Raw genomic sequence first — 20,058 nt, 5'->3', positions numbered from 1 at the left:
TTGATTATTTAAAGTGCCGTTATTATGACTTGCAAATATTAATAAAATATTAAGATAAATGATGAAATGAATTAAAATAATTTTGATGCCCTTTGTTCCCTAGTTTCATGAAACATTTTGAAGTGAAGATATCAATTCTTGTATTCCGGTAATTGAATCTTATCCATCAGATCACGTCCCGCAATCATTTTTGCTACCCACGGGATTGACATAGCGCTCATAATTTTGTTGCTCACAAACAAACTAAATAATGATTTCGGTGCAAATGCTCCTGCAAACTTTAATGCCGCCTCTTGTTTTCTCTTTACAAAAGGTTCGAATAGATTTTGATAGCGCGAAAAAGCCAACTGATAGTTCCCTTGAGCCTGATAGAGCTCACCTGCTAAGATGTAAGCAGCGATCATCGCAAGAGCAGAACCTTGACCACCCAAAAGCGAAATGCATGACGCAGCGTCTCCTATTAAAGTCACTCGTTCTTTAGTCCAAAGACCTTCGTTCTTATTCATACAGATTTGACTTACTCGATCAAAATAAAGATCATCGCAAGTATCAAGAGCCTGAAGAATTTGAGGACACTCCCATCCACTATCAGAGAATCTATTTCTCAATTGAGCTTTTTGCGCAGTTAAATCATGTTCTGATAGGTTACTAAATTCTTCATCAGTAAATATAAAGAGAAACATAGTTCGGTCATCACGTTTGGCAAAACGACTCACTTGCTGCCCAACTTGTTTATACATGACATAAACCAGTTCATCTCTAGGTCGATAACCATCCACTTCAAAAGCGGCTACTTTATATCCAAGATATTTTTCAAATTGACATTGAGGCCCAAATACAAGTTCACGAACTTTTGAATGGAGCCCATCGGCACCGATGACTATGTCAAACTGTCGTGGGTTACCACGTTCAAAATTAACATGGACAGCGTTCTCTGTTTGCTCGATATGATTGATGCGATCATTGAAAATCGTTTCAACCTTGCCGTCAAGTTTGTTGAAAATTAATTGTGCCAAGTCTCCGCGAGCAATACTTACGTATCGTCCCTGAGTTATTTGGGTAAAAACCTTGACCGGAAACCCACCAATTCGCTCCCCGGATGGACCAACAATCCTTACTTCTTTAACGTCATATCCCTTTTGCTTAATTTCAGGGACCAATCCCATCCGATCTGCAATATCAAAACCAGCCCCCCAGAAATCTATGATATAACCACCGGTTCTCAACTGGGGAGCCTGCTCAATAAGGGTAGGCTCAAAACCATACTGAAGCAGCCAATAGGCTAGTGTTGGTCCTGCGATACCGGCTCCTGAAATTAGAACTCTCATATTATTTTCTCTCATAAGTCCGCTTGAGGGTTGCAATATCAAATTTCTTCATCGACAAAAATGCTTGTGTGACACGTTCAATCTGCTTATGGGTGCCATTTTTCATCATTTCGCTTAAAGCGGTGGGAACGATCTGCCATGAAAGACCATACTTATCCTTGAGCCAACCACACTGCTCCGCTTCAGGCACTGCAGAGAGCCTCTCCCAGTAATAATCAATTTCTTCCTGAGTGTCACAATTCACCATGAACGAAATTGCTTCGTTAAAAGCAAAATCATAAATTCCAACACTATCCATTGCAGCGAACCATTTCCCTAAAAGCATGAAATCGGCAAACACAATTGTCCCTTCTTTATTCGGAGCTTGTTCCGAGCCATATCGAGCTACAATGCCGTGTCTTGAGTTTTTGAATATCGATGTATAGAAATTGATAGCTTCTTCCGCCTTACCGCACATATTTCCAACGAACATCAGTGAAGGAATAATGAACTGCCGTTTTTCGCTGATTGCATCCGAAAGAATAAGTTGCCATGAAAGACCATATTTGTCTTGCACCCAGCCATAACGTTTACTGAAGGGATATTCTTGAAGCGGCATAAGTTCCCTGCCATTACTGCTCAACTTGCTCCACAGCAAGTCGAGTTTTTCTCTCGCTTCTTTTTCCTGCACAGAATTGAAATTTACGAGAAACGAAACCGCGGGATTAAATTTGAAAAGGGGGCCCGCGCTAATAGCCATAAACGACTGTCTTGAAAGCTCAAATGAAACAACGTCACAATCTCCAGATGGGGTGTCATGGAGCGTTGTAATATTCGTAATTTTTGAGTTAGGAAACAAAGAAGTGTAGAATTCGGCGGCTTCCCTAGCATTCTTATCGAACCATAAATGCGGTGTTATCTTTTCCATGCATATTGCCCCTTTCATATATTGATTACTTCATGCGTCTAGTTCATCCATCTCTATCATTGCTTGCTGCATTGAAAAATCCATGAGAGTGGATAAACCAATTTTGAGGTTTATCGCTGAATACATAATGTTTAAGATATTCAGGTTTGCTCCCCATTGTTAACTCTTTTAATTCACAATTACACTTGCTCATTAATAATGAGTTTACATCTCACGTAGATCATCATGGAAGTGTAATAATAAAGTCACTTAACCTAAATATAGAACGGTTGAATTTAGCGCATCTTGCGCAAAAATTATTCTGAGAATAACATAGCATACATTAATGACACTAAGTTAAGCGTTTTTTTGACTAAATTCATTTCATCTCGACTTCCCGTGGCTGTCTCATAGGATCCAGAAATCTCACTCTAGGATTAGATCCCTGGATCCCGTGGACCCGTCACGGGAAGTAGGCGAGGCCTTAACTTAGATCCATCATAGCATACATTAGTATATGAGGCTCCATAAGGATTATTTTTGTTCAAAATCCGCCAAATCTAAATGAGCGGCTTTCTTGCGGTTCATCTTGATCAACCTTCTGTGAACTTTCCTGCTTCTGTGAATTTTCCTGCCTCTTTGAATTTTCTTGCCTCTTTGAGTTTTCCTCAGAAAGAGCCACTACTCCAGCGACAACTTGCTCTACACGGGGCATCAGCGCTGCCATTGTAGCGTGTGAATCAAGTATATTTTGATTAGCAGAAGTACTTTGCTTAACTGAAGTATTTTGCATAACCGAAGTATTTTGATTAGTAGGCTGGTTTTGACTTGGAATAAAGAATTTTACAACTGCAATCGTGACATCTACAAGCATATGAGGAACACCTGTATATCCATAATAACCATTCTTTTCAGCAATCTCAGTTAAACCTAAACCCACGCCTGCCCCTATCAAAGCCCCCATCTTTGCCGCAGCAGCCGTGCCTGCACCTGGTGCGACGATGGAGCCTAAAACTCCACCAATGGCACCACCCGCACTAGCTCCCAAAGTGGAATTTAATGAACGGGCTTTCGTATTATCAACCATAATTTTATCTCCTTAAGTTAAGGTATATATAAAATTCTATTTAACCAATATTAAGCCAAGATTAAGGTTGGTTATCAAAGAACAAGACCATTAAACACATAATAAAATCGAGCTTTATTAAGTTTTTGCACTATATGAAATATTAACTACACTTAAATTGATTTTCATAAACTAAAGGGAGAGAGTTGTGTTTAAAAAGATATTAGTCACATTCATGATAGTTGCTAGTTTTTCTTTGATGTCTTCGGCTTTTGCTGATGTAGAAGTAACGTGGCGTGATACGTTGGGTTATGATCAGCAAAAGTTTGAAACCTGGTATGCAGAGCCTGGAAATGCAAAAGTGTGGAGTGGTTGGTATACTCAATATCATACCGAACCAGATTTCGTCACATTTTGTAAACAAACATGGACTGGGACATATTGTAAATAAAACTAGCTTACCTACTAAGACTGCATTAGTCTTGGTAGGCTTGAGCTTGCGAATAAGCCAATCGAGGTAAGAAAGGGGCTAGTCGATGCTGGTAATCACGCAATTGCAGTAGCATATGCTGCAAAACAATTAGGTATCAATGCGATTAATTTTGCGGGACTAAGCTTTAGCCCTCCTATAAACAATTTATATGGTGAATATCGCAAGCGCAACTTTGAAGAAGAAATAGCCGACCAGTTTGCACAAGCAATCCACAATAGATTGAACCCAATTGCTGCGTGTTAATAAGTCCCAACTTTTATCAATGTATTGAGTGAGTTGTAAATCAACATTATCAATTTCACTAGAAAATGCATTTTAAAAATCAATATTAATAAGGAATATATAAGTACCGCTCTTTAGAAACTATATGCATATCCTTATTTATTACATTTCACACTTACAAATCTTATTACTTTATATTTAGCCGCATTAACAGCACATAATGCGGAAATAGAGTATGTTTATGGTAATGAATGGGTAAGTAACCTTGAACACGATTAAGGGGAGGTATTTACTCCAAGGATGTAACTCATTAATACAATATCCAATTATATAAGTATGCATCTGTAATTAGAGTCATTATCTATGTTTGTCACAAAATTTTCTTCTCCATCTGCGGATTCCTTAATTTCCATTTCTGTAATTTCTTTTTTAGGCTGAGGTACCTTTTCCTCAAATATTTGTCGCGCTTTTTGCATTTCTTTTTCATCCTCTAAGGAATGCCATGTCAGCTCTGCACCATCTAAAAATGTAATTTTATAAGTTACTAAATGGCTATGTTCAAAAAATGTTCCTCGATAACTTCTTCTTGATTGTTCTTCATCGTCTATATGTACATTGAATCCTGTAACTAATTTTCCCTCGAATGCAAATTTCATTTCCTGTTTTAAATCTTCATCAAAGAATAAAGAATTAATTTCATCTATTAATTTTTTATATTCCCCCAAATTATGTTTTATCTTTATTTGCTTAAATATATTCCATTTGGCATCCTGTAGTTTCTCTCCTTGATGTATTTGCCATGAAATATAGGGTGACATGAAATTCATCCAGCACTCTACAACCTTTTCAAGTTTCTTTAAGCAATTTACATGATTATCAAAACTAATTGGATCTTGTTGCTGCTGTTTAATGATGAGTTTAAATTCTTGGTTTAAATTTATTAATGTTAGTTTTTGAGATTCCTTAAGTTTCATGATATATCCTTATATTACTTTTGAAGTATGATAGTATTAAATATGAAAGCTGGTTGCAATTTTGAATATCCGATAATTCTAAAAATATAAAAACATAAGAGCGGTAAATTGAGGACCATCTGTAATTGCTTAGATATTATGTAAAAATTTAGACAGATTAGCCTGGTGGGGGCTGAGTTTCTCCATATCTAATCTCGTTTATCCTTCAACTGATTTTTGATTAGCCATTAATATCACAATGATATTATTGATTTGATGCAAAATCTTTATATGAGTTAATAACCATTTTATTTTTCCGAAATCTTAATCCAATTTGTTAGCTATAATTTTTAAAGGAAATTAATTCTATTTCTTATAATGAAAAAAATTAACCTGTCATCAGCAATGATTACCGCACTTAGTGCAGCAATACTCTTTGGAGGGAGTACACCATTTGCGAAACAATTAATAGGAAATACATCCCCTATTTTATTAGCAGGATTACTTTACCTAGGCAGTGGCATAGGCTTATTTCTTCTCCGCTTTATAAAAGACAGGACTTACGAAAAACGCCTGAATTAGGTGAATAGATCAAGCAAATACAAGAAATTTCTCAAATAGAAGAAGGAGAAAAGATCATTTAAAATAAGATGGTAGTTTACTATTATGACGATTATTTTTTACTGAAAGAGACTAGCCATTGCCCGCCCTAGAAAACCATTTGGCCGATTAGATTACTGCCAATATCTGTTAAGTAGCCAGATTAATTACACACTAACCAATTATGCAGAACATGTGTCCCATGTAAGTCATGATTTGGTGAAATTGTATCTAGAAAGAGAGCGATTAACAGCCAGTGATGTTTGGTTACACGTTAAAGCAGATATTGCGGTGAGTGATGAAGGTTTTGTTGTATTTGATGATACGGTTCTTGATAAAAGTCATTCACGTCATATTGAATCGGTGCGCTGGCAGTATAGCGGTAATGCTCATGGTGTTATTCGTGGGATTGGACTTGTTAACTGCATTTATGTTAATCCAGAGACGGAGCAATTTTGGGTTATAGACTTTAGAATCTTCGACCCCGAAAAAGATGGGAAAGGCAAAGCAGAGCATGTTAAAGACATGCTTAATAATATTATTTTTCACAAGAAATTACCTTTTAAAACCGTTTTAATGGATACCTGGTATGCCACTAGCATGCTGATGTTACTTATCAATGACCATAAAAAGACATTCTATTGTCCTATGAGAAAAAATCGTTTGGCTAAACTTAAGGACTCTGAGGATGCCTACCAACCACTACGTAGCTTTGAATGGAGCGAGGCTGAGTTAAGTCATGGTAAATTAATTAGGCTCAAAGGGATGCCGGAGCATCTACAGATGAAATTGTTTTCTGTTGCTATTTCCCCCAATAGAACAGATTATGTTGCTACCAATGATACTTCACAAACATGTGCTGATGACACGAAAAAAATTTGTGCCATTCGATGGTATGTGGAGCAATTTCATCGTGAAGTGAAACAGTTAACTGGCATTGATAAATGTCAGTGTCGCAAGCAACGTATTCAACGTAATCATATTGCTTGTGCTATTCATGTCTGGGTTAACCTTAAAAAAATCGCTTACCAAACGACACAAACCGTGTACCAAATAAAAAAAGGACTACTTAAAAACTATCTTGTCAATGAACTACAAAATCCTTCTGTCTTGATGAGTTTTTCGTAAGTCCTGAAAGATTTAGGTTGGAATAGCCCAGGATTATTAAAGCAAGAATGGCCTTGGTTATTAAGCACAATACTCTTCGGTGGCATTTTGGCACCAGTTTTATTCATGCTGGGATTATCAGATACAAGCGCATCAGTAACCTCATTACTATTAAATCTTGAATCTGTTTTTACAGCGTTAATAGCTTGGATTTTCTTTAAAGAATATACTGATCGTCGAATAATTCTAGGTATGTTTTTTATTGTCATGGGTGGGATAGTCTTAACTTATCAAAGTCAGTTAACCAATCAAAACTGGTGGAGTGCTCCTGTGATTGCCTGCGCCTGCTTATGCTGGGCAATTGATAATAATTTAACGCGTAATATATCCGCATCAGATTCCTTGTTTATTGCTGGCAGTAAGGGGCTTGTCGCAGGAATCGTCAATATTAGCCTTGCATTATGTCTAACACTAAACCTTCCTAATTTAACAAAAATTTTTTCCCTTTTAGGGATTGGTTTTTTAGGATATGGTTTAAGCTTGGTTTTGTTCATCTTGGCATTGCGTGAACTTGGTACTGCAAGAACCGGCGCATTTTTCTCTACCGCCCCGTTTATTGGCACAGCAATTGCCATAGTTTTCTTTCATGAACCAATCTCTATATCATTTTGGATTGCCGCAGCCCTTATGGGAATAGGTGTCTGGATTCATATCACCGAGCATCATGAGCATGAGCATACACATGAAGAGCTTTATCACAATCACAGCCATATTCATGATGAGCACCATCAGCATAAGCACGATTTTGATTGGGACGGTAAAGAACCCCATAAACACTTTCATCAACACAAACGCATTACCCATTCCCATCTACATTTTCCAGACATTCATCATCGACATAAACATTAATTTTATTCAATCGATAACAACAAGTCCTATATCTAAAAACTCAATTTCTGAGTCACACTCTTTTCTTATTTAATAAGTCAAAATCCAGCATGACCATTGGTAATCATGGGAAAATGCAGTACCACGTCTTAATCATGGCATGACAATAGAATTGGGCCGACCCTTCAAGAAGCTATTTATATAAAACCCGAAATTAACATCCAATCAGACAGCATTTGGATAACTAGAAACATCGCATTCAATTCCTTAGACAGAACAATTTTGATTAGACTTAAACACAAAAAGTCAATGGGTTTTATTTTGATCCATCTAAAATGTTAGATAAAGTAATTGAATTCAGTATTTAAACAGTAATTTTTTGAGTTTAGATTTAGCTACCCCTGATTATTTAGTATCTCAATGATAGAGCACTAATAAGTATTCATTAACCATTCAAGAATCGAAAATATCAATTTCGTTTGAATACTTACTCAATTTTATTATGTGTTCAATGGTCTTTTTTTTTGATAACCCACCTTAATTTTGGCTTAATATTGGTTAAATGGCAGCGATGATGCCCCGTGTAGAGAAAATTGTCGCTGAAGTAGTGGCTTTTTCTCAGGAAAGTTCAAAAAAGGTTGCGCTAGATGAATCGCAAAAGGTTAAGCCGGTTGAATCGCAAGAAGTTGAGCAAGAAGAACGCTCATTTAGATATAGCTAGGAATTTCATTGCAATTTAAGAATAAATATCATTGTTATTGTTTTAAACAATATGTTAAAATCACGCATCTATTTATTGCTGCGTTTTTCAATGAAATATGCTGATTTAATTGATTCTGAGTACTTAATTCCTCCCGCAAGCGATCTTCATAAAAAATATATAATAACCAGGTATTTTGCTGACACCTCAAGTTTTATACATTTTAGCCCATGGCGAATACAAGGGCGCTCATATAGAGGAGTCGGCACAAACTGGAAAGCACGTCTTAGCATTCACCCAGAAGATATGAATAAGGCATGGGAAATAATTCTCCCTTTCCTTTATCAAAAGGATATATCTTTCAAAGTAGCGAATCTTAATGCAATTGAAAATTTTAAAAATGGTAGGCAGGAAAAATTAGAGAAGCTAATTGAAGAATATAATCTGTTTGTACAGAATTCCAATTCTCAAGATATAAAATTTTTAAAAAACATTTTTCATAGAAGATATCAACAACTAGGGGCATACAGCTATAGTGAATGGCGATTAATTTCTTTTGTACAAACATATCTTACCAAATTAACGAGCTTTTTTTACCAATACACTCTGAATAGAGAAAATTTATTTGTGCGCACTAAAAACATCTATGAGCGTTTAATAGACCTAAGAAAACAAAAAGTAACGAATAGCTTAAGACTCTATGAAGGGATGCAATTTACTATCTATATGTTACCAGGGCTTGAAAAGGAATGTCAGAATACATTGGAAGAAATAGAAGATAATTTAGTACGAGCAAAAGTGAGGCCAGGAAAAATTTTCCCTACCGATAGGCAAATTGGAATTTATAGTTCAATTCGCCATCCTGGTAAATGGAGTTATCATAAAGCCACGGATGCTAATTTGGAGACATATAATCCTGATAAACTTGATGACCCGTTTAGTTTTCTTAAAACAGTCCCTCCAACTGAAATAATGCAAGAGGAGGAGATAAAAACAATACTTGAGAATAAAGCCAGCGCCCAACTCATAATATCAGCATTGAGAACAAAACAATTTATTGCTCCATCACAATTAAAAGCGCTTGCCGTATACAAAGAAGATGTTGTGAAACATATAAAAACCTTACATCCAGAGATAAATAAAGAATTAATAACTGATTGTTTCGATAAATCTTCAAATTTAGGTAAATTTTTTAGAATTCAACGTGGTATCTTTAAACCGAAATTAGGGCATGGCACATTGAAACAACTAGAAGATATTAGATTAACAATTAACTAAGAAAATAATGACTTAAACTGCCTGGTAATTCGCATTCACCGGGTTTCTGTAATTTAACCCAATACTCTGAGAATATGCTGAGCGCCAACTGTGGCATTATTTAATCTTCATATTCAACATATTCTTTCCAAATTCATATAATTCTGCGATTTCTGCTGCCTTGACTGCTTCTTCTTTGATAGGGGTATATTTAAAACTTTTCTGGTACATGATGCAGCCTGTTAAACAGGCCTATTAAAGGTTTGGTCTGATGACGGCTATACAGGCAAACCACTGCAAAACTGGTTTTTATCAGTATGCCAGTGTATTCTGGAAATTGTTTAAAGACTGCGTAAAAAATTTCAAATTGTGAAATGGAGATGGATTGTTGAGCACTCTTTTGGGTGACTAAACTGGCAGAGACGACTGAGCAAAGATTACGAATATTATGAAGATAGTGCTGAAGTATGGATAAACTTGCTTTTATCGATGTAATGATTCATCGCCCTCAGCCTGGGTAGGTGTTTTAGAAATAAAGTGATAATACTCGATAAAATTTAAGCTCCAAGGGATAGGTATGCCTAGCAACGGAATTTCTCTTGATTTTTTTAGAAATATTTTGGATCAAGTAGTTTTAAGTCTTGATCAGATTAGTTGAGTAGTCGAATATAAGCCAAAACTGTCCGGCTTGGACTATTGTCACCGCTTTTTCCGGATAGGCTCTTAAGGTAGAGCCTAGCTTAAGAATAGACCTTAACGCTTTCCCCTAATTTGCATTTATATGTCACTTTGTCAGTTAAGAGTGAATAATCTTTTGCATCAAGTACTTGCATAGATATGGTCATTTGATCATCATTTGTTAAGGTGTAACGAGCAAACTCATACACCGGTTGATTAATGAATTGGGGATCATTCAACGTAAAATGGTTGGAAGAAGCAGCGAGTTTGTCTTGAGTCATAGCAATTTCATGAAAGGAAACCAACCCTACTAAAAGTGGGTCCATTTTCAATGGTGTCGGACCGGCACATTTTAGAAAATCTACAACAAAATGCACATGTTTTCCTTTTAACACCGCTTTTTGTACATCTTTAAAATGCTGTAATGAATGCGCAAAACCAGTACTTGCCATCAGTACCATCAATGCCCATAAAACTAATTTTTTCATGTTAACTCCTTTACATATGATTAAAATTGCCCATAAGCATAACCTTAAAAAAAGTTAAAAACTACATAATCCGGTTGTATCGCAAAAAGATGGTCTGGATGATAAAATTGAGTAATTTGTTAGTGCTCGCAAACAGAATCAGCTCGACTCGCAATAAAATGCAAATAAACTTTCGATAAACTTACATTATTCTGCGAATATGGCGATTATGAACTCGAATTATTTTGCGAATGGCAATTTAAAACGTTCGTTTCAATAACTTCTTATAAATATCAGTAAAAAATCATCCACATCAATTCCAGAGGTTATGCAAGAGATCTAATCTAATTTATTTAGATATCAACCTTATTTTTGTATCGCCGAAAATGCTTAATTCAGAATTAACATTTTTGGTGGTTATACCACACGCCCCATATACGTTTAATTTCTATCATTGAATTCAGGAGGAAGTATAAAATATCCTCCCCTCTCTTTGTATAATCTGATATTTTTTACTTGGATTAAATAAGATTATTTAAACAAATCTGAATGGGATCCAGTCCGAGACAATCTTAATAATTAACCCCAAAGATAAAGAGTTAGCAACGAAACAACGACAGCAGGTTTCAGATTAGGAATATATTTAAGCTAAAAGGGCCTTACAGTCTTTTTGCAAAAATAGTATTACCAATATCATCATCAGGTATTGAAACATTGTCCTCACCAAATACATTTTGAACTTCTTGCAAATAAGAGCGAGCATCCTTATTCGATTGAGTCACACTAGGTATTCCAGTGCTATTACCGCGCCATACTTTAAAGAAGGCATAACCACCCGGTTTTAAAGAATGATAAACGAGATTAAGATGATCTTCTCTTTCTTGCTTATCTAAAATTACATTCAATACACTCAGTGAAGTTACAGTATCAACAGGTTGTTGTTTTACATTATTTAACACAATTTCATTGTGTTCTACTGAGCGATTGTATGGATCATAAACAAAATTCTCTACCTTATAAAAATATTTAACATGTTCAGTTGCTGTATCAAATTTTCCACCACCAACATCTAAATTTCGTGTATTTTCTTCAAATGGCAGTGTATCCATCGCGACAAGACATTCTGTATCATCAAGAACCGATTGGACATGAATAATTTCTCCAGAATTACGTGTTTGGATAAGATCATCAACCAAAACATAACCATTTGTTGTATTAGTTGTACTTGATAAATCAATTTTCTCTTTCATAAAATTTCCTGTATGTACTAATAGTCGGTTCTGTCGAAAATTTAATACCAAGTTCAAGTCAGTATTATTTAGGGTGTGTCTATGCCGCAACCTCATAAAATTGTTTCCACGAAGGCATATCCCCTACATATTGCAACTGCCCTTTTTTAAGCATTTGATGCAATTCAATTCTCGCAATGTTTGCTTCAACAGCCTCAAATGATTTAAAGCCAAGCATATATTTCAACACCACGATGGTCTTGTTCAATCATGTTGTTCATATATTTTATCTGCCTTACTTCAATCAGTAAATGCCACAATCCATGAATAAACAGTGAGGGGTTCTCTGGATGTAATTCTTCTCTATTAAGCATCACAAGAATTTTCACGAACAGTAAAAATCTTATTAGTTAACTCCGTTTCAGCAAATTGTTCTACATTTTATGTTGTAGAAAACTCCATTCTTCCTAATAGAAATTTTCTACAATAGAATTGTTAATTATAGTAATATTGCGGTTGTGGAACGTAGTATTCCTCATCTTCATAGCTGTACGATTCCATTTCATTCTCCCGATCTTGTTCTTTTTTGTGATAAGCCCTTTCCAGCAAACGAAACTGTTCCTGTTCAACCTCTAATCTTGTTTGGTCACTCTGAGACTGCTCATGGTAATTCTTTTTATCATTTTTTGCAGAAGAATATAAAGACATCTGACCCAACATATTTCGAGTGCTATCAGAGCAAGTCCCTGTCTCTTGTATTTGCAATTCAAATTGAGCTTTTAGAAAAAATTCCTTCCATGCCTTTATGGATTCTTTCATAAGAGGTGCGCGATCGATAGCATCTAATTTTGATAGGCTACTGATAATATCAGTCGCTTTTAAATGAGACGCAGAACCTAAATTCCAAATTCCAGCACGCAAAGCTGCATCATGACTTAAGGATAAAAGATATAAAAGATCAACGCCATTATACTTGCTTGCAGAAGTTAATTTATGATGTGCTAAAAAATCTATAAAATCTTGACCTAAATTGGTGTCCTCTGTCGTAGCTGAACGAGATACCTTGCATTGCGGAGAAAAAATAACTGGGGCAACAGCCTTATAATGAGCTATTTTTTCCGGTGATTGTACATTAGAGGGGGATGAATGATAAATCAATTCATCAATAGAACCTGTTGAATAGATTTGACTATTTTTTTCATAGAAATAAGGCATTTATTTTCCTTTTTAAAAATTAGAACGAAATATAACATAAATGCTCAATTCGACCAATGTGCGACCACTAAAATTTTTAAGTTAAGTAGAGTGTCTTTATAAGCAAGCAAAATTTTCATTAAAAGTCGCTTGCTTTTAGTTACTCTTCAATAAGATTTCTAGGGTAAGAGGCTTTTAAATTAAAAAACAAGAGGCTTGGGAAAACGCTCACAATTAAATATTCTTTTTCAAGTAATGATAATTTTTTCATAGATTAATTTTAATATTTATATCTCAAAGTAAAAAATAAAGCAGTTATCTCTACTCATAAAAACTATTGTCAACATCGATTAATGTTGTATTTATAAATTGATGGTCATTCAAACTTTAGAATAAATAGTCTAAAATTTAAGACGCATGCTTATTGGACCATTCATCATGATTAATCATAAACACATAGTTATATTAATTATTATTTTACTCTCTATCGCTCTATTTATGTTCAATTAAAGGACTTTCAGATTTAAAACAGTAAATGTGGAATGGGTTATCTGTAATAAATCTTGCTAATTTTGGGCAGATTGCTCTTGGATCGGCCTTTGTTAGAAAGCCACTTATAAATGTTGGGTGTAGGCATTTAGTTAATTTTTATATTACTATTACCTTATCAAGTGTAGAGTCTTTAGTTATATTGGATAACCATTTATGGATCAATTTAAATCCCTAACAACATTTAATTTTGAATATCTATTAAAAATATACGATTTAGTAACTCAATCAATCCACAAAGATATCTCTCATTTAGAGTCCAAAAAAAATATTAATAAACTAAGCATGAATGAAATTCGTAATTTAGCCTTTTATAAGCAAAGTCTAGATATTTTAATCGAATCTACTTTCCTACAAATTTATGCGGAACTAGAAGAGGCTTTATACCATGGGTGTGAAAAACAATTAATTAAGAAAAATGCAAGTATATCACGCTTTGAAACAGCACTTAATGAGCAAGGATACCTTATTAATAGTGAACATTGGAAAACTTTACTCAACATTTCTAAAATCCGTAATTGCCTTTTACATGCTAATGGAAGAATAGATATTGATAAGTATGGTATAGATACAAAAGAGACAATAAAGACCCTCAATTCAGATGCAAACATTATTCTAATTGAAATACTTAATTTAAAAGGAAATAGTGAAGGCACATCTAAGATTAAAATTAAGGAAGAATTTCTAAATTATTGCGTTATTAAAATAAAAAATTTTATCTATCCTCAAAAATAAAATTTATATTCATTCCTGATGCCAGCATCGATACTCAGTATAACTACATATAACCTGCTTGTTTAATACTCAACTTACACTTTAAGCTATTTCATATAACTCATATATGTCATATCAAAACACACTTTGATTTTTAGCCAGAGTTTTCGAACCGATTTAAAACCAAAATAAGAAAATTTCCACTCAATCTCCTGTAGTTCCCAACCCCCATCGTTTTATGGACTCATGTTTTCTATCAATAGAGCGTGCCTCAATGATAGTTTTGAATAAATTTCAAGCGATGCACGGCATTCGCGTTTGAATATTACTAAAGCTTATTGTGGTTAGTAAGTACTTATGTGCAGTAGCCAAATAAATATGATTATTTCCATCAAGTTAATTAAAAATTACTGCACATAATATTCGTTAAGTTACAGAAATCGGACATATGCGAACTATAGTAAAGCAATCAAGATAAATACTCGGCCACCCTTTTTCTAGAAAGTTAATTAAACAAAACGATAATTTTCATTATTAAACTGCAAAAGTGATTTTTGTTTTTGGTAATGTATAGACTTTACCAAAACTATACCACGATGATTTCGGTTTTCTATGTGCTGTTGTTCTATATGAATGGCATGGCTAAAATGCTTACCAATAGAACGTCCACCCGCAATATAATCCAAGGAGTCAGCGCTGCTTTCTTCATTAATTTGACTGAGTATTAATACCCTTGATGCATGCTGCTGTGCAATTAATTTAATTTTTTGCAAAAAATCACGATAAGGATCAGTGCCGTCATGTGACTTAATAGCTTGTAAATAATCAATAATTAATAAACTACCTGGTTTATTATTTTGTATTTCCTCTATTAATGTTTTTTGTTCAAAACTTCTTTCTTCTACTGTCAAATACTGTCTAGTAAGCCAGTCACCAACTAAATTTGGACCGACAATTTTATTTAAGCGCTCAATAATGAAAGAGGCGCTCACATGCATTGAAAAATATTTAACAGACACATATTTTTTTGCGGCATATGCTGCAACATTTAAAGCAAGAGACATTTTTCCTGCGCCTTCAGGAGCAGATAACAATATCATTTCTCCAGGCAAAAAAGACTGCCAAAGAGACTCAATATTATTTATACGAATTGATTTAAAATACTTTAGAAACAGTGTCCAATGAGTAAAACCATACTCATTAGCAACCAAATCGAGTGCTTGGCTTAATTGAATATTTTTGGTTGATGCTAAGAGTTTCGCAGATTGCTTAAGAGACTGTATTGAAGGAATTGTTTTAGGTAATGACATAATTTCGACCTTTATATAAACGAAAAATAAACACTCCCTTCCTAATATTTATTTTTCAAATATAAAAATCGAAGTTCCTACTCTCTGGGAGTTTTGCGCTGGAAGAGTGCTCGCTTAGGAAGAGCAAATACTGAATCAGAATACAAAAAAGAAATTTAGCTGTCAAATAGAGATTTGTTTTAGCATGAGATGCTTTCGAAGCTTGAATTCTAAATTAATAAAAATATTATGTGCAGTTATTTTAAAAATTCATCTTGAAAAATAATAGAAAATTAGTTGTACTGCGCATAATATTCTACTAACCACAATAAATTTTATGTGTTGCAGCGCATAAAACTTATCTAGGATGAATATCGTGATTATAGGCTACTACATACAAGAACGGCATGTCAGTCCTAATCAATATTGGAACCTTGTGTTTTTTATTTGATATAAAAGCCAGTCAATTAAAGAAATCCTAGTCGCAAATCAATCATACTCACAAGTTTATAAGCAAAACTTCAATTACTGATCTATTATCGAAAATAAAACAAATTAATTTTCAAATTTAAAGGCATTCTATGGACATTCAAGATTCAAGGATTGATGAAAGTCATACTCGTACACCGAGCCAAATGATATTGATGATAATTGGTGGGCACTTGGTCAGCATTACGGCTTAGCAACTCCATTATTAGATTGGGTATCCTCGCCCTACGTAGCAGCTTTTTTTTCTTTTCACAAAGAAAATTCATCTGCGAAAAAAACTTATAGGTCAATTCATGTTTTAGATTTTAATAAAATTGAAAATATACTAATTAGCTATAATCGAGGTAACGCTGCTCAGCTGAATGAAATAAGAAGAGTCGACCCATTAACACATGAAAATCAAAGATTAGTTAGTCAACAAGGTATTTTTACTTTTATTCCAGATACTAACAATGAGGATAATTACTCCTCTATTGATAATGCGATGCGGTACGAAGAGTGGATTGCACAAGCATCAATAAATTCGTAGATGCTTCTTTTATCCTATAATGAATAAGTAAATTTTTATCATTATTCTTTAAACTAATTTCAAAATCTGTTGTTAAGCTATGCAGCGTTGTTCTATGCGACATAATTTTCTTTGGATCTTTATTTATCAGGGCAATTTTTAATAACTTTAACTCACCCCGAACGCGAAGATAAATTTCAGAAATAGGTTTAATATTTGTTACGCTCATTTGGAGTATTTCCAAAAAGTGTAGCCAGAAGTGTAGCCAGGAATTTGTGTATTAAAAAATTTTTGTCTATAACCCTTGCTGGGCTTGGTCGGGACGGAAGGATTTGAACCTTCGACCACTAGCACCCCATTCTTAAAAATACCGTTTTCAAACAGTAACAATTGATATTAAATAGCAACACTAACTCATTGTATTTTATATATTTTCACCATGTGCTATACTTCAAAAAATATCAAACGATTTCACGTGAGAACTCACGAAAGTACACCTAGAAGTACACCTAATTTTTAAGTGGTGCAATAATGGAAAGACAATTTACAGATGCTTATATTCGATCCCTGAAACCCCGATCTGCTCGTTATGAAGAATTCAGAGATGGCGGTTTTGGCATCCGTGTCACCCCCAAAGGACTAAAAACATTTCTATACCGTTATAAAATAAACGGCCAAAGGCATTTCATAACCATAGGTCACTACCCTGCTATGAGTTTATCGGAAGCCAAGAAACGCTTTATTGATTTAAGCGACATGCGCCATGGCGAGGTGAATCCCAAAGAACAGATTGCAGAACAAAAACAGAAAGACCAAAGCACGGTAAAAAATCTTATACTCCATTGGTATACCAACTACATTGAAAAACACCGCGCTCAACCGCTGCAAATCTGGCAACACATCAAAGTAGATATCATTCCCCTATTGGGCAATAAGAAACTGGAACATTTAAAAACAAGAGAAATCACCCAAGCCCTGGATAAAATTGTAGGCCGTGGCTCCCCTGTTCATGCAAACAAAGTACTAAGCACACTAAAGCAAGCCTTTAATTACGCGGTAAGCCGAGGTGAAATGCTGATTAACCCTGCAATGACTATACGAGCCAGAGACATAGGCGGTATAGAAAAGCCCAGAGAACGTTATTTAACCCTTGATGAAGTAAAAACCTTATGGCAATTCCTCGACAGCGAAGAACATGGCACCTCTTTCCAGATTAGAGCAGCCCTAAAGATCATTCTGTTAACAGGAGTTAGAACAGGAGAAATCCGAGTAGCCAAATGGTCAGAATTCGATTTTGAAAACTCCTTATGGACTATCCCTGCCGAAAACACTAAAACCAACATAGTCATGAGAATTCACCTCACAGAAATGACCAAAAAGGTATTGCGAGAGCTCAAAGCACACAGCGATTCCGAATACGTCATTACAGGCGCTGACGACCAAAGTATTTTATCCGACCGAGCTATGCCAAGAGCGGTAATCAGAATACAATCACGAGTCGGCATTCCACATTGGACAGCCCATGATCTAAGACGCACCTTTGCAACTCAGCTTGGTGAAGCATTGCATGTTGATCCAGTGGTGATTGAGAAATGTTTAGGGCATAAGATGCCGAAGATCATGGCGACTTACAATAAAAATGAAATGCTGCCTCAAAGAAAAGAAGCATTGGAAAGGTGGAGCCAACACATTGAATTCTTATCTCAAAACAATTTAGACGTAGCCTGGATGAAACAACGTGAAATCCAGGAACCCATGAGCGCAGCGAATTCATTCTAATAAGTATCAATTGGCTGTCCATAGCATATGTTCCAAAATGGAACTTATGCTGATTATGCAAAGTTACCTAGAGTTTTTGATAAATTTTAAATCAAATATTGTAAACTCAGTTTACAAAAACTATAATAACAATATGGAATAGAAGTAATGGTTACAAAACCTTCTAAAAAAACAGACCTAGAGCTTTTTGCTTTGATTGAGCAAAAAATTAAAGAAAGAAACTATCTCTTTGTAAAGCATGCAAAAGACAGGCAACAACAAAGAAATATTTCAGAACTTGATGTGCTCAATATTTTAGAGGGTAAATCAGGCTATGAGAGAAAAAGAAACAAAAGCAAGGATTCCTATGAATCCAACTACATACATGAAAAACCGCAGGATTGGAAATACTGTATTGAAGGCAAAGATATAGATGGGAAAAAAGTACGAATTATTCTTACATTTGATGACCATCTGATGCCCATTATTACAGTAATCAATTTAAGCGAGGAGGAACTACCATGAAAACTAAAATAGAATCCACATTCCTTTACGAAGGACTTGGTTTTCCTATTGAATTAGAAAATGTAGAAATGATTAACATCAATGATGAATGGCATCCCAAAATTGATGTCCGCTACGTTGCTGATGAAATAATAAAAAAATTGGCTATCCAAGAAGAAAGATTAACGGGTAATCAAGTGAAATTCATTCGTTCCTATTTCTCCATGCCTTTACGTGAATTTGGTGAAACCGTGGTTCATGAATCACACACCGCAGTCAGTAAATGGGAAAAATGTGAAGATGAGATAACCAATATGAATGAAAATACCGAACAGGTATTACGACTCTATATTATCGAACAAACTCAAACCAAGACTAAAGCTGATCAAAAGAATTTTTATTCGAACTTTAGAAGAAGCAGAGCTTTTGTAAAGGCAAAAGGTAAAAAACCCAAACCACTTCAATTAAACCTCTGCGCATAAATTGTTAGTACTGAATACCAGTCGGTGACATTTTGTCACCAACTGAAATTACAATTAATGAACAAAGTGGGATTAAGGGAGGTGGCAAATTACCACCGCGCTTTCAATTGAATGAAACAGTTGGTTATTATGACTAATAAACATTTATCTACTTTTGAAAGAGAAATGCGAGACCCTGTTTTTCGTGAACAATTTGAAAACGAATACCAAGACGAACTTGAAAAATGTCAAAATAACCGTGAGAAAACTAGCCTAAAAAGGAGAAGCATCTCTGACCGTAATTCAAAAAAATGTAAAACTTAAATATGCTTTAAACAACTTCCACTTTTGGGGTTTGAAAATAACTTTAAAAAAATGAGTGATAAGTATCATTTAGAAATTAATATAACAAATTGATTTTTAATGAAATAAATTAAAATTAATTTTTATCTCTAATAACCTCTAATAAAAACCTACCTTTGAGTAGGACGTAAAAAGCCAAAATCCACTCACCTATATAAATAACAGATTATCCCCAACACCCAGGGGGTTACGGCAAGAGTCGCGGCCAGAGTCATGGCTAGAGTGAAATCATCTTTGTGTTACGTATTCTATCCAAAAACAAATCACAAGTGGTTACATTTTGTAACCGGTTGCAAAAGATAAACCGGTGAGAAATTGTCACCAGTTCAAAAGTTAACTTCATTTATGTTCAATT

Annotated in this window: 21 protein-coding genes; 10 read left to right on the top strand and 11 right to left on the bottom strand. The window is 34.8% G+C overall.

The window, feature by feature from the left end; all coding sequences use genetic code 11:
- Positions 1 to 131: 131 nt before the first annotated feature.
- The 3 genes from Lsan_RS20295 to Lsan_RS20285 all read right to left on the bottom strand — a co-directional run bounded on the left by Lsan_RS20295 (position 132) and on the right by Lsan_RS20285 (position 3,301).
- Positions 132 to 1,328 carry an FAD-binding domain gene (locus Lsan_RS20295; protein ID WP_058516093.1) on the bottom strand — a complete coding sequence of 399 codons (1,197 nt, stop codon included), beginning with the start codon at positions 1,326 to 1,328 and terminating at the stop codon, positions 132 to 134.
- Position 1,329: 1 nt separating this feature from the next.
- Complete coding sequence (locus Lsan_RS20290) at positions 1,330 to 2,235, bottom strand: VOC family protein (RefSeq protein ID WP_058515911.1); 906 nt, start codon at positions 2,233 to 2,235, stop codon at positions 1,330 to 1,332.
- Between the two features lie 523 nt (positions 2,236 to 2,758).
- A complete protein-coding gene (locus Lsan_RS20285) occupies positions 2,759 to 3,301 on the bottom strand; it encodes a hypothetical protein (RefSeq protein WP_058515910.1) in 543 nt (180 codons plus the stop codon).
- Between the two features lie 187 nt (positions 3,302 to 3,488).
- On the opposite strand from Lsan_RS20285, the gene Lsan_RS20280 reads away from it, so the two are divergent.
- Positions 3,489 to 3,731, top strand: a complete 243-nt coding sequence (locus Lsan_RS20280; RefSeq protein ID WP_133134264.1) for a hypothetical protein — start codon at positions 3,489 to 3,491, stop codon at positions 3,729 to 3,731.
- A gap of 590 nt (positions 3,732 to 4,321) precedes the next feature.
- On the opposite strand, the gene Lsan_RS20275 is transcribed toward Lsan_RS20280, so the two are convergent.
- On the bottom strand, positions 4,322 to 4,969 hold the full coding sequence (locus Lsan_RS20275) for a hypothetical protein (protein WP_058515908.1): 648 nt from the start codon (positions 4,967 to 4,969) through the stop codon (positions 4,322 to 4,324).
- Between the two features lie 357 nt (positions 4,970 to 5,326).
- Here Lsan_RS20275 and Lsan_RS20270 point away from each other — a divergent pair, with 357 nt between their 5' ends.
- The 4 genes from Lsan_RS20270 to Lsan_RS20255 all read left to right on the top strand — a co-directional run bounded on the left by Lsan_RS20270 (position 5,327) and on the right by Lsan_RS20255 (position 9,521).
- Positions 5,327 to 5,530, top strand: a complete 204-nt coding sequence (locus tag Lsan_RS20270; RefSeq protein WP_058515907.1) for an EamA family transporter — start codon at positions 5,327 to 5,329, stop codon at positions 5,528 to 5,530.
- Between the two features lie 117 nt (positions 5,531 to 5,647).
- The gene (locus Lsan_RS20265; RefSeq protein WP_058515906.1) at positions 5,648 to 6,676 is read left to right on the top strand and encodes an IS701 family transposase; all 1,029 of its coding nucleotides are present in this window, start codon (positions 5,648 to 5,650) and stop codon (positions 6,674 to 6,676) included.
- A gap of 3 nt (positions 6,677 to 6,679) precedes the next feature.
- Entirely contained in the window at positions 6,680 to 7,564 is an 885-nt protein-coding gene (locus Lsan_RS20260) for a DMT family transporter (RefSeq protein WP_083505193.1), read from the top strand.
- Positions 7,565 to 8,354: 790 nt separating this feature from the next.
- Positions 8,355 to 9,521: a hypothetical protein gene (locus Lsan_RS20255; RefSeq protein WP_133134390.1), complete on the top strand. Its 1,167-nt coding sequence runs from the start codon at positions 8,355 to 8,357 to the stop codon at positions 9,519 to 9,521.
- Positions 9,522 to 10,240: 719 nt separating this feature from the next.
- On the opposite strand, the gene Lsan_RS20250 is transcribed toward Lsan_RS20255, so the two are convergent.
- The 5 genes from Lsan_RS20250 to Lsan_RS20240 form a co-directional block, all read right to left on the bottom strand.
- Positions 10,241 to 10,666, bottom strand: coding sequence for a VirK family protein (locus Lsan_RS20250; protein ID WP_058515903.1), 426 nt, complete (start codon positions 10,664 to 10,666; stop codon positions 10,241 to 10,243).
- 638 nt (positions 10,667 to 11,304) lie between these two features.
- Positions 11,305 to 11,895, bottom strand: a complete 591-nt coding sequence (locus tag Lsan_RS20245; RefSeq protein WP_058515902.1) for a hypothetical protein — start codon at positions 11,893 to 11,895, stop codon at positions 11,305 to 11,307.
- 79 nt (positions 11,896 to 11,974) lie between these two features.
- Positions 11,975 to 12,112, bottom strand: coding sequence for a hypothetical protein (locus Lsan_RS22295; protein WP_157068330.1), 138 nt, complete (start codon positions 12,110 to 12,112; stop codon positions 11,975 to 11,977).
- Complete coding sequence (locus Lsan_RS22290) at positions 12,099 to 12,251, bottom strand: hypothetical protein (protein WP_157068329.1); 153 nt, start codon at positions 12,249 to 12,251, stop codon at positions 12,099 to 12,101. The genes Lsan_RS22295 and Lsan_RS22290 overlap by 14 nt, the downstream gene beginning before the upstream one ends.
- A gap of 118 nt (positions 12,252 to 12,369) precedes the next feature.
- Positions 12,370 to 13,089: a hypothetical protein gene (locus Lsan_RS20240; protein ID WP_058515901.1), complete on the bottom strand. Its 720-nt coding sequence runs from the start codon at positions 13,087 to 13,089 to the stop codon at positions 12,370 to 12,372.
- A 684-nt stretch (positions 13,090 to 13,773) separates the two neighbouring features.
- Here Lsan_RS20240 and Lsan_RS20230 point away from each other — a divergent pair.
- Entirely contained in the window at positions 13,774 to 14,352 is a 579-nt protein-coding gene (locus Lsan_RS20230; RefSeq protein ID WP_058515899.1) for a hypothetical protein, read from the top strand.
- Between the two features lie 488 nt (positions 14,353 to 14,840).
- On the opposite strand, the gene Lsan_RS20225 is transcribed toward Lsan_RS20230, so the two are convergent.
- Positions 14,841 to 15,641: a P-loop NTPase family protein gene (locus tag Lsan_RS20225; RefSeq protein ID WP_058515898.1), complete on the bottom strand. Its 801-nt coding sequence runs from the start codon at positions 15,639 to 15,641 to the stop codon at positions 14,841 to 14,843.
- A 619-nt stretch (positions 15,642 to 16,260) separates the two neighbouring features.
- On the opposite strand from Lsan_RS20225, the gene Lsan_RS23660 reads away from it, so the two are divergent.
- Positions 16,261 to 16,638 (top strand): FRG domain-containing protein, encoded by a 378-nt coding sequence (locus Lsan_RS23660; RefSeq protein WP_083505208.1) that lies wholly within the window; start codon positions 16,261 to 16,263, stop codon positions 16,636 to 16,638.
- On the opposite strand, the gene Lsan_RS20220 is transcribed toward Lsan_RS23660, so the two are convergent.
- On the bottom strand, positions 16,580 to 16,846 hold the full coding sequence (locus Lsan_RS20220; RefSeq protein ID WP_058515897.1) for a hypothetical protein: 267 nt from the start codon (positions 16,844 to 16,846) through the stop codon (positions 16,580 to 16,582). The two genes, Lsan_RS23660 and Lsan_RS20220, sit on opposite strands and share 59 nt — an antisense overlap.
- A 302-nt stretch (positions 16,847 to 17,148) precedes the next feature.
- Between Lsan_RS20220 and Lsan_RS20215 the strand changes: the two genes are divergently transcribed.
- The 3 genes from Lsan_RS20215 to Lsan_RS20205 all read left to right on the top strand — a co-directional run bounded on the left by Lsan_RS20215 (position 17,149) and on the right by Lsan_RS20205 (position 19,361).
- On the top strand, positions 17,149 to 18,396 hold the full coding sequence (locus Lsan_RS20215; RefSeq protein WP_058515896.1) for a tyrosine-type recombinase/integrase: 1,248 nt from the start codon (positions 17,149 to 17,151) through the stop codon (positions 18,394 to 18,396).
- Between the two features lie 147 nt (positions 18,397 to 18,543).
- Entirely contained in the window at positions 18,544 to 18,900 is a 357-nt protein-coding gene (locus tag Lsan_RS20210; RefSeq protein ID WP_058515895.1) for a DUF4258 domain-containing protein, read from the top strand.
- Positions 18,897 to 19,361: a hypothetical protein gene (locus Lsan_RS20205; RefSeq protein WP_058515894.1), complete on the top strand. Its 465-nt coding sequence runs from the start codon at positions 18,897 to 18,899 to the stop codon at positions 19,359 to 19,361. Before Lsan_RS20210 ends, Lsan_RS20205 begins: the two co-directional genes overlap by 4 nt.
- Positions 19,362 to 20,058 lie beyond the last annotated feature (697 nt).

Source organism: Legionella santicrucis, assembly GCF_001468135.1.
GTDB lineage: Bacteria > Pseudomonadota > Gammaproteobacteria > Legionellales > Legionellaceae > Legionella > Legionella santicrucis.
This window is presented reverse-complemented; position numbering and strand designations above follow the sequence as displayed.